The sequence below is a fragment of the Hydrocarboniphaga sp. genome (genome assembly GCF_965279055.1).
Lineage (GTDB): Bacteria > Pseudomonadota > Gammaproteobacteria > Nevskiales > Nevskiaceae > Hydrocarboniphaga.
Genome location: NZ_OZ257125.1, coordinates 1,372,718 through 1,391,432, shown reverse-complemented (window position 1 = coordinate 1,391,432; position 18,715 = coordinate 1,372,718). Strand labels below are relative to the sequence as shown.

At 65.6% G+C, this 18,715-nt stretch carries 14 protein-coding genes; 7 read left to right on the top strand and 7 right to left on the bottom strand.

The features are described 5' to 3' along the window. Nucleotides 1-12 precede the first annotated feature (12 nt). The 5 genes from ACQZF9_RS06385 to ACQZF9_RS06365 all read right to left on the bottom strand — a co-directional run bounded on the left by ACQZF9_RS06385 (nt 13) and on the right by ACQZF9_RS06365 (nt 8,309). Nucleotides 13-1,812 (bottom strand): DUF1800 domain-containing protein, encoded by a 1,800-nt coding sequence (locus ACQZF9_RS06385; protein WP_428312419.1) that lies wholly within the window; start codon nt 1,810-1,812, stop codon nt 13-15. A gap of 138 nt (nt 1,813-1,950) precedes the next feature. Then, nucleotides 1,951-3,324: a DUF1501 domain-containing protein gene (locus ACQZF9_RS06380; RefSeq protein ID WP_428312418.1), complete on the bottom strand. Its 1,374-nt coding sequence runs from the start codon at nt 3,322-3,324 to the stop codon at nt 1,951-1,953. Nucleotides 3,325-3,340: 16 nt separating this feature from the next. Beyond that, complete coding sequence (locus ACQZF9_RS06375; protein WP_428312417.1) at nt 3,341-5,020, bottom strand: DUF1800 domain-containing protein; 1,680 nt, start codon at nt 5,018-5,020, stop codon at nt 3,341-3,343. 207 nt (nt 5,021-5,227) lie between these two features. Then, on the bottom strand, nt 5,228-6,595 hold the full coding sequence (locus ACQZF9_RS06370) for a DUF1501 domain-containing protein (RefSeq protein ID WP_428312416.1): 1,368 nt from the start codon (nt 6,593-6,595) through the stop codon (nt 5,228-5,230). A 19-nt stretch (nt 6,596-6,614) separates the two neighbouring features. Next, nucleotides 6,615-8,309, bottom strand: a complete 1,695-nt coding sequence (locus ACQZF9_RS06365) for a DUF1800 domain-containing protein (RefSeq protein ID WP_428312415.1) — start codon at nt 8,307-8,309, stop codon at nt 6,615-6,617. A gap of 232 nt (nt 8,310-8,541) precedes the next feature. On the opposite strand from ACQZF9_RS06365, the gene ACQZF9_RS06360 reads away from it, so the two are divergent. The 3 genes from ACQZF9_RS06360 to thiC all read left to right on the top strand — a co-directional run bounded on the left by ACQZF9_RS06360 (nt 8,542) and on the right by thiC (nt 12,077). Further along, nucleotides 8,542-9,399, top strand: a complete 858-nt coding sequence (locus ACQZF9_RS06360; protein ID WP_428312414.1) for a 23S rRNA (adenine(2030)-N(6))-methyltransferase RlmJ — start codon at nt 8,542-8,544, stop codon at nt 9,397-9,399. Then, a complete protein-coding gene (locus ACQZF9_RS06355; protein WP_428312413.1) occupies nt 9,396-9,959 on the top strand; it encodes an NUDIX hydrolase in 564 nt (187 codons plus the stop codon). Before ACQZF9_RS06360 ends, ACQZF9_RS06355 begins: the two co-directional genes overlap by 4 nt. Nucleotides 9,960-10,208: 249 nt before the next feature. After that, nucleotides 10,209-12,077, top strand: a complete 1,869-nt coding sequence (gene thiC, locus ACQZF9_RS06350; protein ID WP_428313381.1) for a phosphomethylpyrimidine synthase ThiC — start codon at nt 10,209-10,211, stop codon at nt 12,075-12,077. Between the two features lie 12 nt (nt 12,078-12,089). On the opposite strand, the gene ACQZF9_RS06345 is transcribed toward thiC, so the two are convergent. Continuing rightward, nucleotides 12,090-12,542 carry a type II toxin-antitoxin system death-on-curing family toxin gene (locus ACQZF9_RS06345; protein WP_428312412.1) on the bottom strand — a complete coding sequence of 151 codons (453 nt, stop codon included), beginning with the start codon at nt 12,540-12,542 and terminating at the stop codon, nt 12,090-12,092. Nucleotides 12,543-12,551: 9 nt separating this feature from the next. After that, on the bottom strand, nt 12,552-12,776 hold the full coding sequence (locus tag ACQZF9_RS06340) for an AbrB/MazE/SpoVT family DNA-binding domain-containing protein (protein WP_428312411.1): 225 nt from the start codon (nt 12,774-12,776) through the stop codon (nt 12,552-12,554). 245 nt (nt 12,777-13,021) lie between these two features. On the opposite strand from ACQZF9_RS06340, the gene ACQZF9_RS06335 reads away from it, so the two are divergent. The 4 genes from ACQZF9_RS06335 (at nt 13,022) to ACQZF9_RS06320 (ending at nt 18,163) form a co-directional block, all read left to right on the top strand. Continuing rightward, the gene (locus ACQZF9_RS06335; RefSeq protein ID WP_428312410.1) at nt 13,022-14,242 is read left to right on the top strand and encodes a hypothetical protein; all 1,221 of its coding nucleotides are present in this window, start codon (nt 13,022-13,024) and stop codon (nt 14,240-14,242) included. Nucleotides 14,243-14,326: 84 nt separating this feature from the next. Beyond that, a complete protein-coding gene (locus ACQZF9_RS06330) occupies nt 14,327-15,544 on the top strand; it encodes a putative DNA modification/repair radical SAM protein (protein WP_428312409.1) in 1,218 nt (405 codons plus the stop codon). 34 nt (nt 15,545-15,578) lie between these two features. Continuing rightward, entirely contained in the window at nt 15,579-17,009 is a 1,431-nt protein-coding gene (locus ACQZF9_RS06325) for a UdgX family uracil-DNA binding protein (protein WP_428312408.1), read from the top strand. Nucleotides 17,010-17,035: 26 nt separating this feature from the next. Then, nucleotides 17,036-18,163 carry a glycerophosphodiester phosphodiesterase gene (locus ACQZF9_RS06320; protein ID WP_428312407.1) on the top strand — a complete coding sequence of 376 codons (1,128 nt, stop codon included), beginning with the start codon at nt 17,036-17,038 and terminating at the stop codon, nt 18,161-18,163. Nucleotides 18,164-18,715 lie beyond the last annotated feature (552 nt).

Here is an 18,715-nt window from a genome sequence, read left to right as displayed (position 1 = left end):
TCTGCTCCTGGCTTAGTGTTGGACGGCGTATTGCGGCGACGACATCACCAGGTACACGGCGTCCTGCACCCGCGCACATCCTGCATCGTCGGAGACGGAGATCGTCTGCAGGTGGTCGCTGAGTATCGTCCTGAAGTTGCCACTCATCTGTCCGGACATCAACAGCAGATCCAGACGATCGATCAACGCTGGCACATCGGCGGCCAAGTCCATCAGCGCCGACAGGTCGACGCGAATCGCGGACCGGGCGATCGCCTTGTTGCCGGCGAAGTCGACATAGATCGATTGATAGAGCCGATTGTTCAGGCCCGTCACACGCGATTCGTCGGCAAGTTGAAACTCCGGCGCGACCAGTCCGCCGCTGAGAATTTCGCCCTGCGGCGCGTAGCCCGGACTGAAGAAATTGAACACGCTGGGCGATGAAAGCGGCTGCTGGCCCAGATCCGCCAGCGCATTGCTGTAGCTATAACGCCCGTTCAACGCCGGCTTTGCTTCCAGCGCGCGCCACAGATGCGATTGCCGTAGCAAGGGCTCGCGAACCTTGCCGAAATTCGGGTTGACGGACAGGCCGCGGCGCGCCTCGTCGTCCAGTAGGATAGCCCGCACCACCGCACCGAGATCGCCCCGTACGCCACTACCATTGTTGCCAAAAACAGCGGCGATGCGGCGCACATAGTCCGCGGAGGGATTGCTGGTCACTAATTTTTGTATCAGCTGCCGGCTAATGAACGGCGCCAGGTTGGGGTGCTGGAACAGCGTATCCAAGGCGATCGCCATATCGCCAGCGGCCGTGCCGCCGGCAGGAACATTGACCCCGCCGACCAGCACTTTGGAATCGGTGTCGTGTTCCTCATCGAATGCCTGCATGGGCACAAGCCAGGCCGGTTCGCTGTTGCCGAAACTGCTTCCAGCCCAGCTCCACCCTGTAAAAACGCGTGCCAAATTCTGGATATCTTCCTGCGTATAGCTGTCGATCGGCTTACCTGCGCCGTCCAGTGTCGTCGTCGCGTCGGGATTCAGCAGCACGGTTCCGATCGAAAACAACTGCATCACCTCGCGTGCAAAATTTTCGTCTGCACGGCGGCCCAGGACCGGGTTGGGCTTGCGGTTGCGAAACATCGACAGATAACGACCCATCTGTGGTGTTAGTGCAACTTTCTCGATCAATGGGCGGTAGTTTCCAAAAGCGTTTTCGATCAGAAGGTCGTAGTACTGGCAAAGACCTTCCTGGCTGGCGTCGACAATGCCACTGATGTCCGACACGACCATGATCTCGGACAAGGCAAGCGCCACTCTTTGACGAAGCTGATCAGGCGCGGTCAACGACAGCTTCCACCAGCTATAGAGCCTCGAGTGCTGCTTGACCATGCCCAGCGCCTCGCTGTCGAGCCGGCACTCTGGAAGGTGCAGGCTTGGCGGCAACGCGAGTTGTTCGTCGACATAGGCCGGCGTGCTCATCGCAGCGAGTCGCTGGATCTCAGAGTAGGTCGGCCCGAAAGTCGATTGAGATAGCAACCGCGCCGCCTCAGTCGGCCCCATGCCGGTGGGTGCCGGTTCTTCCGGGACGGGCACATCGGGGACCGGTACATCCGGAGCCGGAATCTCGGGAGTCGGGACTTCTGGAACGGGAACATCGGGAACTGGGACTGAAGGCACCGGGATCTGCGGTGTTGGAGCCTCGGCGACCGGGCTGTCCGGGGCCGGATTGCCGCCTCCACATGCAGAAAGCAGTAGCACGACTACCGCCAGCAACGCGGGGCGTACAGCCCGCGCACAAGCAGGCAGGCCGCTGGCCTTGTCGAACATCTGCATCGTCCCCCTCCTTGATGCGGCAAGGCCAGCTGCATCGCTGCCGCATCCCCTTGCACGGATACTACCGACCATTAGGGCGTCTGCCCACATCGACTACAAAACTCGCTTGCTTCGACGGTGCCAGAAGCCTGGGCAGCCCTAGGCCTTCATGAAGCCCAGATCGCGGCTGTCGAAGCGCGACAAATGCGGGAAAATCGTGGCGATCTGCGTGTCGCTGGCACCGAACCACCTCAGCATCGTCGCGCCGTACTGCTCCACGCTGGTAGTCGGAATCAGGCGGCCGCTGCCGAGATCGTCGTTGCCGTCGAGAGTCTGGTCAGGAAAGCTGCCGTAGACCGCGCCGCCGTTGACGGCGCCGCCCATTACCCAATGCACGTTGCCCCAGGCATGGTCGGTGCCGTCGCCGTTGCTGGTCAGCGTGCGGCCAAAATCCGAAACGGTAAACGTGGTCACCGCGTCGCGCATACGCAGCTCGCACAGCACGTCGTCAAAGGCTCCCATCGCCTGAGACAGCTGCGCCAGTAGCGCAGGCTGTACCGTCAGCTGGTTGTCATGCGTATCGAAGCCTCCGATCGACACGTAGAAAACCTGCCGCGACATCGACAAGGCCTGCCGCGCCGCGATGGTCTTGGCGACCATCTGCAACTGCGCGGCCAGGTTGCTGTCAGGAAAAACCGTGTCGAAAGCCGGGACCTTATCCAAGGCGTCGGCGATGCCGGCGCCGAGATCGATCGCGCGCCGCGTCAGCGTCGCGCCGTAGCGCTCGTAGATACTTTTGCTGACGGCCGCTTCCAGCAACTGGCGGTAGCTCGCCGCGATCTCGGCGCCGCCGTCGCCGGCATCGGCAATGAAGCGGCGAACGCCGCTGCTGGCGAGTGAATACGGCACGGTATTTTCGCCCAGCTGCAACAGATTGTTGCCGGCGATCGAAATATTCATCGGCAGCTGCCGATTCACGTTGGCCGAAGCCAGCAGATCGGCCAGGCGCCCGGCCCAGCCAACGCGCGGGCTCGCATCGGGTTCGCTGGACACCCACGAATCCTGCTGGTCGTTGTGCGAGAACAAACGCGGCGGAAGGTTGCGCTGCATCAGCACGTCGGCCTTGGACGTCGGTGCCAGCAAGGTGCCGACGTTGGCGATGAACGCGAGCCGGTTGCGGTTGTACAACGAGGCCAGCTCCGGCACAGCCGGATGCAGGCCGAACTGGTTGGTGGTCAGCAACTCGCGCAGCGACGGCCGCAACCACAGCAGATCCTCATGCGGCGTCGCCAGATTGCCGCGGCTCGCCTCGTAAATCCGATAGCGCGACGTATCGCGCGGTACCAACACGTTGTAGCCGTCGTTTCCGCCATTGAGAAAAATGCAGACCAGCGCCTTGTAGTCGGTGTACGCGGCATTCGCGGTGCTCGCCATTGCGCCACCGAGCAGGCCCATCATGCTGCGAGGCGTGGCCAGGCCGGCAGCCGCGGCCATGCCGTTGCGCAGTAGTTCGCGTCGGGACCAGAGTGTCATCTCGATCGTACGTCCGTTACCGTTGAACCAGATATTGCGGCGAGGCCATCAGCAGGTAGACCGCGCGCTGCACGCGGGCGCGGCCATCGTCGGCATCGACAGCAACCGCGGCCAGGTGCGTCTTCAGCGTGGCCCTGACATCGGCATCCATCTGGCCCGACATCAGCAGCAGATCGAGCACGTCGAGCAGCGTATCGACGTCGCCGGCCTGGCTGATCAGCGCCGACAGATCGACGCGGATCGCATCGGCGGAAATCTCCGAGTTCCCGACGTAGTCGTAGAACAGCGCGGTGTAGAGTCGGTTCGCCGCCGTCGGCACACTGGACTCGTTGGCGAGCTGGTATTCGGGCGTTACCAGACCCGCACTGCGCAGGCCGCCTTGCGGCGAATAGCCGGGCGAAAAGAAATTGAACACGCTGGGCGCCGACAGCGGCGACTGGCCGAGTTCTACGGTGGCAGCACGATAGCTGTAACGACCGTTGATCGAAGGCTGCGCATCCAGGGCGCGCCACAGATGCGTCTGCCGCAGCAGGGGCTCGCGCACCTTGCCGAAATTGGGGTTCTCGGCGACGCCGCGACGAGCCTCCTCATCGAGCAAAATGGCGCGGATCACCGCTCCGAGATTGCCCCGCACGCCATGACCGTCGTCATTGAATGCCGCGGCGACGCGGCCGACATAAGCCCGCGACGGATTGCTGGTGACGAGCCTCTGTATCAGTTGACGGCCGATGAAAGGCCCGACGTTCGGATGCTGGTACAAGGTGTCGAGCGCGATCGCCAGGTCGCTGCGCGCGGTGCCGCCGGCCGCAACGGCGACATTGCCGACCAGCGTCTTGGCGCCGCTGTCGTGTTCGCTGTCGAACGGCGTCATGGCGGAAAGCCAGTTGGTCGTGCCGCCGAAAAAGCGCGTTGACCCGCCCCAGGTCCAGCCCGTGAAAATTCTAGCCATGTTCTCGATGTCGGCCTGGCGATACACGTCGATCGGCTTGCCGTCCGCGTCGAGCATCAGCGAGCCGTCGGGGTTGAGCTTCGACAGCCCCAGCGAGAACAGCTGCATCACTTCGCGGCCGAAGTTCTCGTCGGCGCGGCGACCGATGGTGGCGTCGGGCTTGCGATTGCCGAGCATCGACAGATAGCGGCCCATCTCCGGCGACAGCGTGACGTCCTCGAGCAGCTCGCGATAATTGCCGAAGGCGTGATTCAACAGAATGTCGTAGTAGTAGCAGAGGCCTTCATAAGCGGTGCCGACGCTGTCGTTGCGGTCGGAGACCACCATGATTTCTGACAGCGCGAACGCGACGCGCTGGCGCAGCTGGTCCGGCGCGGTCAGCGACAACTCCCACCAGGTGTCGGTGCGCGAATTCTTGTCGACGGCACCGTCGGCATTCTTCAGCGCGCGGCAGCGTGCCAGATGAGAGGTCGGTGCCGTGGCAATTTGCTCGTCCACATAAGCCGCCGCGCTCATCGCGGCGACGCGCTCGATCTCGGCAAGGCTGGGGCCGAACGTCGCCTGAGTCAGCAGCCGCGCCGCCTCGCGCTCACCGATACCGGCGACGACCGTCGCCGGCGCGGCAGCGGCGGTATCGCTGCCTGCCACGGCCGTGCCGGCACCGGCCTTTGCCGCGCTCGAGGTCTTCGGATCGATGCCGATGACGCTGTCGTCGTCATCGGATCCGGAGCCGCCGCAGGCTGACAACTGGATCAGGCTGGCGACCAGGACCCAGCGGAATAGTTGAACTGCGTTCCGTTGAATCCGAACCGATGCCGCCACGTTTCCCTGCCCAGTCGCGATGTCGCGGTGTCGGTGGCTTCAAGCCGCGCTGACACCTGAGGAGACCCTCCTGGCCTCCGGCGCAGGGTAATGCAAATGACGCGCCGAATCGGGTCGCCGAGCGGGCCTGGTCTACAAAAAGCCCAGATCGCTGACCGGGAAACGACTCAGGTGCGGGAAGATCGTCGCGATCTGCGTCTCGCTGGCGCCGAACCACTTCAGCATCGTCGCGCCGTATTGCTCGACACTGGTGGTCGGGATCAGGCGGCCCTGGCCGGCGTCGTCGTCACCGTCCAGCGTCTGGTCCGGGAAAGTGCCGTAGACCGAGCCGCCTTTGACCGCGCCGCCGGACATCCAGTGCACGTTGCCCCAGGCGTGATCGCTGCCGTCGCCGTTGCTGGTCAGGGTGCGACCGAAATCCGAGGTGGTGAACGTGGTCACCATGTTGCGCACGCCGATCTCCGCCAGCACGCTGTCGAAAGCGCCAAACGCCTGCGACACCTGCGTCAGCAGCGCCGGCTGCGTCGTCAGCTGATCGTCGTGCGTGTCGAAGCCGCCCAATGATACGAAGAACACCTGGCGCGACATGCCCAGCTCGCTGCGCGCAGCGATCATCTTCGCCACCATCTTCAGCTGCGCAGCGAGGCTGGAGCCGGGGAACTCGGTGGTGAAATCGGCGACGCCGGACAAGGCCGCGTCGACGTCGGCGCCGATGTCGATCGCGCGTTCGCTGAGCTGCGCGCCGTAACGCTCGTAGATGCCCTTGGTCTTGGCCTGCTCGAGCAGCTTGCGGAACGTCGCGGTGCGGGCGTCGCCGCGCGTGCCGGAGTGAGCGCTGAACTTGCGCACGCCGCTGCTGCTGATCGAATACGGCACCGTGTCCTTGCCGAACTGGAACAGGTTGTTGCCGGCGACCGAGATGTTCATCGACAGCCGTGTATTCGTGTTGGCCGTCGTCAGCAGGTCGGCCAGACGGCCGCCCCAGCCCAGGCGCGGGCTCGCATCCGGCTGGTTCGACAGCCAGGAATCCTGCTGGTCGTTGTGCGAATACAGCCGCGGCGGCAGCGAGCGCTTCATCAGCACGTCGTCCTTGGTCGTCGGCTGCAGCAGGGTGCCGACGTTGGCCAGGAACGCGAGGCGGCCGCTGTTGTACAGCGACTGGATTTCCGGCATCGCCGGATGCACGCCGTACATGCGGCCGCTGAGCACCTCGCCGAGACCGGCATTGAGGGTCAGCAGATCGGACTGCGCGGTCGCCAGGTTGCCGCGGCTGGCGGCGTAGACGCCGTAGCGCGAGTTGTCGCGCGGCACCAGCACGTTGTAGCCGTCGTTGCCACCGTACAGAAACACGCAGACCAGCGCCTTGTAATCGGAGAACGCGGCGTTGGCCGTGCTTGCCATCGCGCCGCCGAGCAGGCCCATCATGCTGCGCGGCGTCGCCAGGCCGGCGGCGGCCGCCAGGCCGTTGCGCAGCAGTTCGCGTCGGGACCAGTTGTTCATCGTCTTTTGCTCCCGCCGATCAGCGTTGAATGAGGTACTGCGGCGAGGCCATCACCAGATACACCGCGTCCTGCACGCGCGCCAGACCGCCGTCGCTGCTGGTCGGTATCGCGGTAAGGTGATCCTTCAACGCGGCCTTGAAATCGGCGTCCATCTGGCCGGACATCAGCAGCAGGTTCAAGGTATCGATCAGCTGCTGCACGTCGCCGGCCTTGGCTTTCAGCGCCGTCAGATCGACGCGGATGACGTCGTTGGACAGCCCGCTGCGTCCGACGTAGTCGGTATAGATCGCGGTGTAGAGCCGGTTCGCCGCGGCCGGCACGCTGGACTCGTTGGACAGCTGGTATTCCGGCGTGACCAGCCCTTCTTCGCGCAGCTCGCCCTGCGGCATGTAGCCCGGGCTGAAGAAATTGAAAACGCTTAGCGCGGACAGCGGCAACTGGCCGAGTTCGGAGGCCGCTCCGCGATAGCTGTAGCGCCCGCTGACTGCGGCTTTCGCATCGAGCGCACGCCACAGATGCGTCTGCCGCAGCAGCGGCTCTCGCACCTTGCCGAACTGCGGATTCACCGCAGTGCCGCGGCGCGCCTCGTTGTCGAGCAGCAGCGCGCGAACCACCGCGCCGAGATTGCCGCGCACGCCCTTGCCGTCGTTGTCGAACACCGCGGCGACGCGGCCGACATAGGCCGCGGACGGATTGCTGGTGACCAGCTTCTGGATCAGCTGCCGGGCGATGAACGGCCCGACGTTCTGGTTCTGGTACAGCGCGTCCAGCGCCAGCGCCAGGTCGGCCGCGGCGGTGTTGCCGGCCCGTGCGGAGATACCACCGACCAGGGTCTTCGCGTTCTGGTCGTGCTCGCTGTCGAAAGCCTTCATCGGCGCCAGCCAGTTCTGCGGGCCGCTGAAAAAGCTGGACGAACCGCCCCAGGTCCAGCCGGTAAAGGCGCGCGCCATGTTCTCGATGTCGTCCTGGTTATAGGTCGGAATCGGATTGCCGGCGACGTCGAGCAGCGGCGTGCCGTCGCCGTCGACTTCGTTCAAGCCCAGCGAGAACAGCTGCATCACCTCGCGGCCGAAGTTCTCGTCAGCGCGGCGGCCGACGCTGGGGTCCGGCTTGCGGTTGCCGAGCATCGACAGGTAGCGCCCCATCTCCGGCGACAGGGTCACGTCCTCGAGCAGCTTGCGGTAGTTGCCGAAAGCGTCCTTGGCGAGGAGGTCGTAGTAGTAGCAGAGGCCTTCGTGCGCATCGCCCAGACCATTGCCGACGTCCGACACCACGAAGATCTCGGACAGCGCCAGCGCAAGCCGCTGACGCAGCTGGTCGGGCGCTGTCAGCGACAGCTTCCACCAGGTGTCAGTGCGCGAATTCTTGTCGATGGCGCCGTCGCTGTTCTTGGCATTGCGGCATTCGCTCAGGTGCGAACTCGCCGGCTTGGCCAGCTGCTCGTCGACATAGGCCGCCGCGCTCATCGCCGAGACGCGAGTGATTTCGGCCGAGGTCGGACCGTAGCTGGCCTGGGTCAGCAGCCGCGCCGCCTCGACCGCACCGATGCCGGCGGGCGACGTCGGATCGCCGCCGTCGTCCGGTGCCCCGTCATCCGAACCACCGCCGCAGGCGGCCAGCAGTGCCACCATGATCGCCGGCAGCGCGCTGCGCCAGCCGGACTTCAGGCCAACGCGATCCCCGGCGTCGGCGCCACGCTGAAACTTCTCCACGACTTACCCCAATAGTGTTGCGCCGAAAGACGGCGGCAAGTTGCTGCGAACGCGGCCCGATGCCGAGTCCCTAGCATGGTGATATCGCGGCCGGACGACGCAATCGACGACGATACCTACTGGATAGGCCTTCAATGGCCTACTCTTATCTGGAAGCAAATGACGGGCCGCATCATCATCATGCCGCGACCCGTTGCCAAGCGCATCAACTCAGGTTCGATTTCCCAGGTCCATGCATTACCGACATCACTACCACGCCGGCAATTTTGCCGACGTTCTCAAGCACACGCTGCTGGTCGGCCTGCTCGACGCCCTCAACGCCAAGGACAAGCCCTGGTTCTACCTGGACACGCATGCCGGTGCCGGCCGCTACGACCTGCGCCAAGCCGCGGCCGAAACCACGGCCGAATGGCGACAGGGTATAGGCCGACTGTTGCAGGCCGGTAAACCCGGTTCCGGGCCGCCGACGCTGCAGCGCTATCTGGCGCTGGCCGGCGACGGCACGGTCTATCCGGGCTCCCCGGTGATCGCCGCCGGCCTGGCGCGACCCGGCGACCGGCTGCTGCTGGTCGAGAAGATCGCCGAGGTCGCCGACGCGCTGGAATGGCAGCTGCGCCAGGCCGCGCCGCGCGCCAACACCACGGTGCTGCGCCGCGACGGCTACGAGACCGCGGCCGCCTCGCTGCCGCCGGCCGAGAAGCGCGGCCTGGTGCTGATCGACCCACCGTTCGAGGCGCTGTCCGAGTTCGACCAGATCGGCGACTTCCTGCAGACCGCGCAGACGCGCTTTTTGCAGGGCCAGTATCTGGTCTGGTACCCGGTCAAGAAGCGCTTCGAGGCCGACCGCTTCCTGCGGCGCATCGCCAAGGCCTCGCCCAAGCCGGTGCTGGACTTCCGCTTCGACAACGGCGCGCCGGCGCAGGGCCAGATGCACGTCTGCGGCGTGGCGGTGCTGAACCCGCCGTGGAAGTTCGAAGAGACCATGAAGCCGGCGCTGGACGCGATCGCGCGCGGCCTGTCGCAAGGCCCCAAATCGACCATCGAAACCCGCTGGATCAAGACCGAGGCCGAATGTCTGACGAGCAAATGAACAAGCCCCCGCGCCGCCCTGTGGAGCCGGACGTGCAGGTGCTGCACGAAGGCGAGTGGCTGCGGCTGCTGCGCCGCGGGCACTGGGAATACGTGGTGCGGCCCCACTCCAGCGGCGCCGGCTTCGTCGTCGCGGTGACCGACGCCGGTGAACTGGTGCTGGTGGAGCAATACCGCTGGCCGATCCGCTGCCGCAGCATCGAGCTGCCCGCCGGCATCATCGGCGACAGCGCCGAGTTCGCCGGTGAAGACGCCTGCGCCAGCGGCCTGCGCGAGCTGGAAGAGGAAACCGGCTTTCGCGGCGCCAGCGCCGAGCTGATCACCTCGGCGCCGACCGCGGCCGGCCTGACCGCCGAGACCAGCTACTTCGTCCGCGTGCGCGGCCTGAGCCGGGTGCACGACGGCGGCGGTGTCGACGGCGAGGACATCACGGTGCACTGCATCCCGACCGACCAGGTCGACGACTGGCTGGACCTGCAACGCGCCGCCGGCCTGAGTGTCGACACGCGGATCTACGCGGCGCTGCATTTCCTGGCGCGCGAGGCGCGGCGCAAGGGCTGATCCAGGCGCCGATTCCAGGCAGGCACGGTTTGCCGGATCCGCCGTTCTCGCCTAAGGTAGCGGCGTAGCCGGGGGTGCCCAAGCAATGCAACGCGACGGGCTGAGATCAGACCCTTGGAACCTGGCCGGCTCTGCCGGCGTAGGGATGGCTCGCAAAGACGCACACTCGTGCGCGCTGCAGTGCATCCCCGTTCGTACGACAACCGTGGATGCCCGCCGATGAATCTGCCGCTAGCCCCGCTCCCCGACATGTTCCGCCGCGCCGACGAACTGTCGGCCGACATGCGCAAGCCGTTTCCGTCCAGCCAGAAAATCTACGTCGACGGCCCCAGCGGCATTCGCGTGCCGATGCGCGAAATCAGCCTCACGCCGACGCATACCGCCAGCGGCGACGAGCCGAACCCGCCGGTCACGGTCTACGACACCTCCGGCCCGTACACCGATCCGAACGTGCAGATCGATCTGCGCCAGGGCCTGCCCGGCGTGCGCGATGCCTGGATCAAGGCACGCGGCGACACCGAGGAGCTGCGCGGCCCGAGCTCGCTGTTCGGCCGCATCCGCGCGGCCGACGAGAAGACCCGCGACCTGCGCTTCGAGCACATCCGCGCACCGCGCAAGGCCATCGCCGGCGCCAACGTCAGCCAGATGCATTACGCGCGCAAAGGCATCATCACGCCGGAGATGGAGTACATCGCGATTCGCGAAAACGCGCGTCTCGAAGAACTGCGGCCGAGCTACGAGGCCGCCGGCTACCTGCGCCGCCAGCACAAGGGCAACGACTTCGGCGCGTTCCTGCAGAGGCAGATCACGCCCGAATTCGTGCGCTCGGAAGTCGCGCGCGGCCGCGCGATCATCCCGGCCAACATCAATCACCCGGAACTGGAGCCGATGATCATCGGCCGCAATTTCCGCGTGAAGATCAACGCCAACATCGGCAACTCTGCGGTCACGTCGAGCATTGCCGAAGAAGTCGAGAAAATGGTGTGGAGCACGCGCTGGGGCGGCGACACCGTGATGGACCTCTCCACCGGCAAGAACATCCACGAAACGCGCGAGTGGATCCTGCGCAACTCGCCGGTGCCGATCGGCACGGTGCCGATCTACCAGGCGCTGGAAAAGGTCAACGGCAAGGCCGAAGAGCTGACCTGGGAGATCTACCGCGACACGCTGATCGAGCAGGCCGAACAGGGCGTTGATTACTTCACGATCCACGCCGGCGTGCTGCTGCGCTACATCCCGTGGACCGCCAACCGCATGACCGGCATCGTCTCGCGCGGCGGCTCGATCCTCGCCAAGTGGTGCCTGGCGCATCACAAGGAAAATTTCCTCTACACGCACTTCGAGGAAATCTGCGAAATCATGAAGGCCTACGACGTCAGCTTCTCGCTCGGCGACGGCCTGCGCCCAGGCTCGATCGCGGATGCGAACGACGAGGCCCAGTTCGGCGAACTGCACACGCTCGGCGAACTCACCCAGATCGCCTGGAAGCACGACGTGCAGACCATGATCGAAGGCCCCGGCCATGTGCCGATGCAGCTGATCAAGGAGAACATGGAGGAGCAGATCCAGCACTGCTTCGAGGCGCCGTTCTACACGCTTGGGCCCCTGACCACCGACATCGCGCCCGGCTACGACCACATCACCAGCGGCATCGGCGCAGCCAACATCGGCTGGTATGGCTGCGCGATGCTGTGCTATGTGACGCCCAAGGAACATCTCGGCCTGCCGGACAAGGACGACGTGCGCGAAGGCATCATCACCTACAAGATTGCCGCGCACGCGGCCGATCTGGCCAAAGGCTTCCCCGGCACGCAGGTGCGCGACAACGCGCTGAGCAAGGCGCGCTTCGAATTCCGCTGGCAGGACCAGTTCAACCTGGGTCTGGATCCGGAAAAGGCCCAGGAATTCCACGACGAAACCCTGCCGCAGGAAGGCGCCAAGCTGGCCCACTTCTGCAGCATGTGCGGCCCGCACTTCTGCTCGATGAAGATCACGCAGGACGTGCGCGACTACGCGGCGAAGATCGGTGCCGAAGAGCAGTCCGCGCTGGCGGCGGGAATGGCGGAGAAATCGGCGGAGTTCAAGAATGCCGGTGCCGAGGTTTATCGAAAGCTGTAACCGCGATTCGCTTCAGGCTTTGGAAGACCGCGGCCGCGCCTTATAGCGTGGCCGTTTTTCTTGTATCGACTGCGCGGCAGCGTGCACTCGCAAACGCGGCCGCAGCCAGGCCGCGAACTCGGCTTCGCTCATTTCGCCTTCGGCCAGCTCCAGCGCGATCGGATACAGCTCCAGATCGCTGGCATCCAGCGTCGCGCCATTGAGCTCGATGAAGGTTTCACAGGCAACGATGGCGCTGCGTTTGTTGCCATCGACGAAGGCGTGATTTTTCGCCAGACCATAGGCCAGGCTCGCGGCCAGATCGGCCAGGTCCGGCGGCGGATCGCCGTAGTGATGCAACTGCTGCGGCCGCGCCAGCGCCGATTCCAGCAGACCCTCGTCGCGCAGCCCAGCCGAGCCGCCGTGCTCGGCGATCTGCCGATCGTGCAGCAAGCTCACCAGCGCGCGCCTGATCCAGACAATCACCGCACGGGCTCAGCTGTCGGCGAGCTTGCGCAGCAGGCCGCGGCGGCGGCTCATCACCCTCTCGGCCACCTCCATCTGCGCTGCCAGCTCCGGATCGTGCGGCATCAGCTTGATCCCGTCCGGGGTCTCGGCGACGTACAGGCTGTCGCCCTTGTCGACGCGCAGTCGCGCCAGCAGCTCCTTGGGCAGCAGCACGCCGGCGGAATTGCCGACGGCGATGATCTTCAGTTGCATGGCAGTCTCGGCGATAAATATTACTTAAGTTATAACACCCCACGGGCGATCACCGTAAGCGGAAAAACGCATGGAGCGCGGTGGCGCGGGCGTGTCATGCTTGCGCCCGTCATCGTCGGCGGGCGCTACAGGCTCCTCGACTACCCACGATCAATACCCCGCGCGCGGCGCCGCCGCTGTCATGGAACGCAAACTGCGTCTGTGGCAGCTTGGGCGCCCCCGCCCTGCCTCACGGAGTGCTGCACTTGCAAAAACGGGAGTTTCTCAAAGCCTGCGCGTCCCTCGCCGGCGCCTCGATGGTCGGCTGTGCCGGCTATGCCAAGCCGGTCGGCCCGCGCCCACGTTTGTCCGAAACCGATGTGCCCGGCGTCTGGGACGCGATCCTGGGCCGGCTGCCGCCAGAGCTGTCGGTCCTCGCCAACGACCCGGCCAACGAAGTGCAGATCGTCTACACGCCGGTGCGCCGCGTCGACGGCAAGGTGCAGATTCCGCGCAGCTATACCTTTGGCGTGGTGCCGGAGCGCTGGTACCCGGCCAATGGCATGGCCAGCCTGCCGCTGGCGCTGCTGGCCGCGCAGAACCTCGGCGGCTGGCGGCTGGACCTGGACACCGCGATCGAATTGGAAGGCAAGCCCGGCGGCGTCTGGGCGGCCGACGAGCCCGCGGCGGAAAAAGTCTCGCGCAGCCTGCGCCGGATCTTCGCCGTCGACGAGCCCTCGCCCTACAACCGCCTGTTCGACTTCCTCGGCACCGACGACATCTACGACGGCCTGAGCCGCATGGGCTACGCCAACTCGCGGCTGATCGCGCACCTGGGCGGTGACGAGACCAAGGAGGTCGTCACCACCCGCGGCGGCCGCCTGGTCAGCACCGCCAGCAACCGCACCTTGACGCAGTGGCGCGAACGCCAGGGTCGCGAATTCCTTTATCCGTATGGTCAGGCGATGAAGGGCAAGGCCTGGACGCAGGCCAATGGCCAGATCGTCCAGGGGCCGCACGATTTCACCCGCTACAACTTTCTGCCGCTGCAGGATCTGCACGACATGCTGGTGGCGCTGATCTACCCGGAGACCGCGCCGGCCAAGCACCGCTGGGCGATACCGACGGCGACCCGCAACCAGTTGCTGAGCCTGATGCAGACCCTGCCGCGCGGTTCCACCGATCCGGGTTATGGCACCACGCGCTTCGCCGACGGCTACTCGAACTACCTGGTGATCGGCGACAGCCGCGACACCAAGCCGGACTCGCTGAGCCTGATCGGCAAATCCGGCAAGGGCCTGGGCCACGTGTCGGACGTGCGCTACATCCGCGACGCCAACACCGGCGTCGAGTGCTTCATCGGCGCCGTGATCTATTGCAACAACGACGGCGGCATCAACGACGAGCGCTACGACTACAGCCAGACCGGCATTCCGTTCCTGGCGGCGCTGGGCCGTGCCGCGCTGGCGGCGACGCCGGAGATGTAGTTGTAGCGGCTGCGTCTAGCTTGCGCCGGGCCGGCTCCACGCCGGCCCGGTTGCTTTCGGCGCCGCTGCTATCAAGATAGACCCATGGAAATCGGCGCCAAACTGAAGATCCTCGCCGACGCCGCCAAGTACGACGCCTCGTGCTCGTCCAGCGGCGGCAACAAGCGCGATTCCATCGGCACCGGCGGCATCGGCTCCAATGAAGGCATGGGCATCTGCCACGCCTACGCGCCGGACGGCCGCTGCATCTCGCTGCTGAAAATCCTGCTGACCAATTTCTGCACCTACGACTGCGTGTACTGCATCAACCGCCGCAGCAGCAACGTCGAGCGTGCGCGGTTCTCGGTCAGGGAAGTCGTCGATCTCACGCTGAATTTCTACAAGCGCAATTACATCGAAGGCCTGTTCCTGTCGTCCGGCATCATCCGCAACGCGGACTACACGATGGAGCAGCTCGTGCGCGTCGCGAAAAGCCTGCGCGTCGATCACCGGTTTCGCGGCTACATTCATCTGAAGACCATTCCCGACGCCTCGCCCGAGCTGATCACCGAGGCCGGGCGCTGGGCGGATCGGCTGTCGATCAACATCGAAATGCCGACCGAAAGCGGCCTGCATAATCTGGCCCCCGAAAAAAACCTGCGCGACATCCGCGCCGCGATGGGCTCGCTGCGCCTGTCGATCGACGAGGCCCGGGCCGAGCCCAAGTCACCGCGCTTCGCACCGGCCGGCCAGAGCACGCAAATGATCGTCGGCGCCGACGACGCCAGCGATCGCGCGGTGCTGAAGACCAGCCACAATCTGTACAACAACTATGGCCTGCGCCGGGTTTACTACAGCGCGTTCAGCCCGATTCCGGACGCCTCGAAAGCGCTGCCGCTGATCGCGCCACCGCTGCAGCGCGAGCATCGTCTTTACCAGGCCGACTGGCTGCTGCGCTTCTACGGCTTCAGCGTCGACGACATCGCGCCACCCGATGCGGAGCACGCGAATCTGGACCTGGATGTCGATCCGAAGACTGCCTGGGCGCTGCGCAATCGCGAGTATTTCCCGGTGGATCTGAATGTCGCCAGCCGCGAAACCCTGCTGCGCGTGCCCGGCCTCGGCGTGAAGACCGTCGACCGCCTGCTCGAACTGCGCATGCACAAGCAGCTGCGCTTCGAGGATTTGAGCAAGCTGCGCGTGCCAACGCGCAAGGTCGCGCCGTTCGTGATCACCGTCGATCACCGGCCGCGCGCGCAGGCCGAGAGCACGACGCTGCGCAGTCAACTGGTCGCGCCGCAGCAGGCGGATCTGTTTGCTTGAGCCCTCGCGAGGAACGGGGTTTGTTGCCGCGTCCATGATCAGCGTGCAACTGCAGGACGGGGTCGACTTCGCGCAGTGGCGCGGGCGCGCACGCGCGCTGCTACAGGCCGAGATCGCGCCCGAGCACGTCACCTGGATCGTCGGCAGCGAGGCGAGCCTGTTCGGCGGCGGCGATGAAGCGCTGCCGCCCCCGCCCGCCGGCGCGTCGCAGGCCAGGGTGCCGCGCGAATTCATGAGCCTGGCGGATCGCGTGATCGCGCATCGCGATCCGCAGCGTCACGCGCTGCTGTACCGGATGCTGTGGCGGCTGACGCATGGCGAGCCGCAGCTGATGAAGCTGATCACCGACGACGACGTCGCCAAGGCGCTCGCGCACAGCAAGAACGTCGGCCGCGACCTGCACAAGATGACCGCCTTCGTGCGCTTTCGCGAGCTTGCGCGCGGCGACGAGCTGCCGCCGGTATTCGTCAGCTGGTTCGAGCCCGAGCATTACATCGTCGAGCGCGTCGCGCCGTTCTTCGTGCGCCGTTTCGCCGGCATGCACTGGTCGATATTGACGCCGTACCGCAGCGCGCACTGGGACGGCAGCGAGCTGCGCTTCGATCGCGGCGCAACGCGCGACCAGGCGCCCAGCGACGATCTGCTGGAAGAACTGTGGCGCAGCTACTACGCCAGCATCTTCAATCCGGCGCGGCTCAAGATCGGCGCGATGAAAAGCGAAATGCCGGTCAAATACTGGAAGAACCTGCCGGAAGCGCGGCTGATTCCGCAGCTGATACGCGACGCACCGGCGCGCGCGCAGGCCATGGTCGCGGCCGCGCCGACTGTGCCGCGCAAGCGCATCAGCGAAGCGGCCGCGCCACGGATCGACGCGCCGTTCTTCGTCGAAGGCAGCCTGGCCGACGTGCGCGCGCAGGCCAAAGACTGCCGGCGCTGCCCGCTGTGGGAGCCGGCGACGCAGACCGTGTTCGGCGTCGGCCCGGAAGACGCGCGCATCATGCTGATCGGCGAACAGCCCGGTGACAAGGAAGACCTCGGCGGCAAGCCTTTCGCCGGTCCGGCGGGGCAACTGCTGGATCAGGCCCTGCTCGCCGCCGGCCTGGACCGCGCTGCGATGTACGTGACCAACACCGTCAAGCACTTCAAGTTCGAGGCGCGCGGCAAGGAGCGCCTGCACAAGCGCGCCGGCGCGCGCGAGCAGGCCGCGTGCCGGCCCTGGCTCGACGCCGAGCTGGCGCGCGTGCAGCCGCAGATCATCGTCTGTCTCGGCAGCATGGCCGCGAGCGCGCTGTTCGGCAGCGACTTCAAACTGCTGCAACAACGCGGGCAATGGCGCGAGCTGGGCAACGGCGTGCGCGCGATCGCGACCGTACATCCGGCCTATCTGCTGCGGCTGCCCGAGCAGGCCGCGCGCGACCAGGGCTACCGCGATTTCGTCCGCGATCTGCAGATGCTGAGCGAGTAGCGCGAGTGAAACCCGGAATTGCGAAAATGAAAACATTCAGTCTCCGGCTTGCCGCCGCGCTGCTGGTTGCCATGCTGCCCGCGCTCGCCGCATGCTCGGCGCCCGGCACCGCCCGACCGACATCGACCATGAGCCTCAAGCCGCTACCGAAGATCATCGTCATCGCCCATCGTGGCGCCTCGGCTTACCGGCCGGAACACACGATCGGCTCGTATACCCTGGCGATCGAATACGGCGCCGACGTGATCGAGCCCGATCTGGTCGCGACCCAAGACGGCGTGCTGGTCGCACGCCACGAGAACGAAATCTCGGGCACCACCGACGTCGCCGAACATCCCGAATTCGCCGCGCGCAAGACCACCAAGACCATCGACGGCGTCGTGCTGAGCGGCTGGTTCACCGAGGACTTCACGCTCGCCGAACTGCGCACGCTGCGCGCCCGGGAGCGCATCGCCGACATCCGCCCCGGCAACACGCGCTACAACGGCGTCTGGCGGATTCCGACGTTCCAGGAAGTCATCGACCTGGCCAAGGCCAAGAGCATCGAAACCGGCCGCACCATCGCGATCTATCCGGAGACCAAGCATCCGAGCTATTTCCAGGGCATCGGCCTGCCGCTGGAGCAGCGGCTGCTGGATCAGCTCGCCGCCAACGGCTACGCCGGCAAAAATGCGCCGGTGTTCATCCAGAGCTTCGAAGTCGCCAACCTGAAGGCGATGCGCGCGAAGACCGATCTGCCGATCATCCAGCTGATGGGCGCGCCGCCCGAGCAGCCTTACGACGCGGTCGCCGCCGGCTCGACGTTTGGCTATGCGGACATGATCACGCCGGCCGGCCTGAAGGAAGTGGCGCGCTATGCAACCGGCATCGGCCCGGACAAGAACATGCTGATCCCGCGCGACGCCGACGGCCGGCTGCTGGCGCCGACCGCGCTGATCGCCGACGCGCACGCGGCCGGGCTGCTGGTGCATCCCTACACTTTTCGCCCGGAAAACCACTTCCTGCCGACGGACTTCCGCTCACAAGCCGACAAGACCGCACGCGGCGACGCCTTCGGCGAGATCACGCGGTTTCTGCGCGCCGGGATCGACGGCCTATTCAGCGACGATGCCTTCGTCGCGCGGGCGGCGGTGGACGCGTTTCTGCAGCCCTAGTCCACTGCATCGATGAAATCGCACCTGGCTATCGGCGCCATCACAGCGCGCTGGCACCGCTATCCAGATGCTTTTCCACCGATGCAGCGGACTAGCCGCAGTTGTAGGAGCGGATCCTATCCGCGACTGTGCCGGCGAAGCCTGAGTCGCGGATAGAATCCGCTCCTACAGGCTCGGCCATGCGCCGCCCGGCGGACCGCCGGTATGAAATATCGACACTGGCGCCTGCTCAAGAAGCGTCCAGCTGCAGGATAATGGCGCCACGGCATCGCTCTCTGCCGTAGAGCTCGCTTCAGGATGAAGACACCGATGTCGTAACAGCTGCTGCTGGTCCGGCCTCGCGACAAGGCCTGCAAAGAACCGTCGCATCCGCTGTTCTCCCGTTGTCCTGCGGCGCGTCGCGCCGTGAATGAAATGACCGCCTTCCTGGCCGCCGGCAACACCGCCGACCCGCTCGATTCATCCTCCAGCCGGCAGAAAAGCCGCGCGCCGATCGCGTTGCCGCGACCCTGCCCGAGCTGTATCGCGACATCTGGCGCTATGCCGCCGGCG